Consider the following 2,742-nt stretch of genomic DNA (forward strand, 5'->3'; position numbering starts at 1 on the left):
CCGCCCTGCCGGGGCTGGCGCGTGCCGCTGCGCGGTCGTCCGGGGCGGCCGCCCGGGCCCGTCGGGCCAAGCAGGCCGCTCCGGTCGAGGCGGCCGCCGACCTCCCCGTGGCACGGATCCTCGTGGACCTGCCGCTGGCCCACCTCGACCGCACCTTCGACTACCTCGTCCCCGCCGCGATGGCCGACACCGCTCGCGCAGGCGTGCGGGTCAAGGTCCGGTTCGCCGGCCAGGACGTCGACGGGTTCGTGGTGGAGCGGGTCGATGCGAGCGACCACGACGGTCTGCTCGCGCCGCTGCGGCGGGTGGTGAGCGCCGAGCCGGTGCTCTCCCCGACGGTCGCCGAGCTGTGCCGGCGGGTGGCGGAGCGTTATGCCGGGGTCAGTGCCGACGTACGACGCCTCGCGGTGCCGCCGCGGCACGCCACCGTGGAGAAGGAGCCGTCGGCGCCGGAGCCGGAGCTCTCGTTCCGGTCGGCCGACGACGACTCGTGGGCCGTCTATCCGGCGGCGAGCGCGTTCCGACTGCACCTCCTGAGCGGCGGGTCGCCCCGGGCGGTCTGGGGCGCGGCGCCGGGGGAGGACTGGCCGCGCCGACTCGCCGACCTCGCCGCGGCGACGCGCGCCCACGGCCGCGGGGTGCTCATCTGCGTCCCGGACCATCGCGACGTCGCCCGTGTCGACGCGGCGCTCACCGAGCTGCTGGGGCCCGACCACCACGTGACCCTCCAGGCCGACGCCGGCCCCGGCCCGCGCTACCGCGACTTCCTCAGCGTCAGCCGCGGCACCCGACGGATCGTCGTCGGCACCCGCTCGGCGGCGTTCGCGCCCGTGCAGGACCTCGGGCTGGTGGTCATCTGGGACGACGGCGACGACCTCCACGCCGAGCCCCGAGCGCCCTATCCCCACACCCGCGAGGTGCTCCTCGAGCGCGCGGAGGTCGAGGGGTGCGCGGCGCTGGTCGGCGGCTTCGCCCGCAGCGTCGAGGCCGACCACCTGCTGCGCACCGGCTGGGCCCAGGAGATCGCCGCGTCGCGGGCCGCCGTGCGCGACCGGGCGCTGGTGGCGGTCGCCGGCGTGGACAGCCACCGCGATCCCTTCGCGGCCGCCGCGCGAGTGCCCAAGGAGGCCCACGACGCGGTCCGGTGGGGTCTCGAGCGCGGGCCGGTGCTCGTGCAGACGCCGCGGGCGGGCTACGCGCTCCGGCTCGCGTGCGACCGCTGCCGTACGCCCGCGCGCTGCGAGGCGTGCGCGGGCCCGCTCCAGCTGACCGGGCCGACGACGCCCCCGCGCTGTCGCTGGTGCGCGACGGAGACGCCGGCGTGGGCCTGCCGCGCGTGCGGCGGCCGCGGGCTGCGGGCGCCGGTGCTGGGCGACGCGCGGACGGCCGACGAGCTCGGCCGGGCCTTCGCCCCGGTGGCCGTGGTGACGTCGAGCGGCGACCGGGTCCGCGCCGAGGTCGACGGCGAGAAGCGGATCGTGGTGGCGACCCCCGGAGCCGAGCCGGTGGCCGAGGGCGGCTACGCCGTCGTCGTGCTGCTCGACACCTGGCTGCTGCTCGCCCGCGACAGCCTCCGCGCCGCGGAGGAGGCGCTGCGTCGCTGGTCCAATGCTGTCGGGCTGCTCGCGCCCGGCGGTCGTGCGCTCGCTGTCGGCGACCCGGGCGTCGCCGCGCTCCAGGCGTTGGTCCGCTGGGACCAGCCCGGCTTCGCCGGCCGCGAGGCGGAGGACCGTCGCGACGCCCACCTGCCGCCGGCCACGCGGGTCGCGACGCTGCGCGCCGAGCCGGGCGCCCTCGACGACGCGCTCACGCTGCTGTCGCTCCCGCCGCACGCCGAGGTCCTCGGCCCGCTCGCGCCCCTGCCGGGCACCGCCGACGACGAGGAGCGCGCCGTCGTACGGGTGCCGCGCGCGGAGGGCGCATCGCTCTCGGCCGCCCTCGGGGAGCTCCAGCGGATCCGGTCCGCCCGCAAGCTCGACCCCGTCCGCGTCCAGGTGGATCCAGCGGAGATGTGAGCCACCTCTAGACTTTGCGAATGGCCATCCGCCCCATCCGCCTCTTCGGCGATCCCGTGCTCCGTCGGCGGGCCATCGAGGTCGTGGACTTCGACGCCGAGATCCGGCAGGTCGTCGGAGACCTGACCGACACGATGCTCCACGCGCCCGGCGCGGGTCTCGCGGCGCCCCAGATCGGCGTCGGCCTGCGGATCTTCACCTGGAACGTCGACGACGAGGTCGGCCACCTCATCAACCCGCAGCTCCACCTGTCGGCCGAGACCCAGGACGGCCCCGAGGGCTGCCTGTCGCTGCCCGAGCTGACCTACGACTGCCTCCGGGCGATGTCGCTGGTCGCGACCGGCTTCGACATGTACGGCGAGCCGGTCCGGATCGAGGCCTCCGAGCTGCTGGCGCGCGCCATCCAGCACGAGACCGACCACCTCGACGGCGTGCTCTTCATCGACCGGCTCGACGACGAGGCGCGCAAGGCGGCGATGAAGGAGATCCGGGAGTCGGAGTGGTTCGGCCTCGAGCAGCCCACGGTCCGGATCTCGCCGCACGCGACCGGCGGATTCGGTCGATGAGGGTCGTCTTTGCCGGCACGCCCGAGGTCGCCGTGCCGGCCCTCGACGCCGTCGCCGCCTCCGACCACGAGCTGGTCGGGGTGGTGACCCGCCCGGACGCGCCTTCCGGCCGCGGTCGCCGGCTCACCGAGAGCCCGGTGGCCGCGCGCGCCGCCGAGCTC

The 2,742-nt window shown here is 76.7% G+C and carries 2 protein-coding genes and 1 pseudogene (1 of these 3 only partly in view); all 3 read left to right on the forward strand.

What is annotated here, in order from left to right:
- The first annotated feature begins 5 nt into the window (after nt 1-5).
- Nucleotides 6-2,015, forward strand: a complete 2,010-nt coding sequence (locus tag H0487_RS21895; protein ID WP_246384240.1) for a primosomal protein N' — start codon at nt 6-8, stop codon at nt 2,013-2,015.
- A 20-nt stretch (nt 2,016-2,035) separates the two neighbouring features.
- Entirely contained in the window at nt 2,036-2,581 is a 546-nt protein-coding gene (gene def, locus H0487_RS21900; RefSeq protein WP_183096330.1) for a peptide deformylase, read from the forward strand.
- Nucleotides 2,578-2,742 (forward strand): annotated as a pseudogene (gene fmt / locus H0487_RS21905) (methionyl-tRNA formyltransferase) (it continues 782 nt past the right edge of the window). Before def ends, fmt begins: the two are co-directional and overlap by 4 nt.

The organism is Nocardioides stalactiti (genome assembly GCF_014180715.1).
Classification (GTDB): Bacteria; Actinomycetota; Actinomycetes; order Propionibacteriales; family Nocardioidaceae; genus Nocardioides; species Nocardioides stalactiti.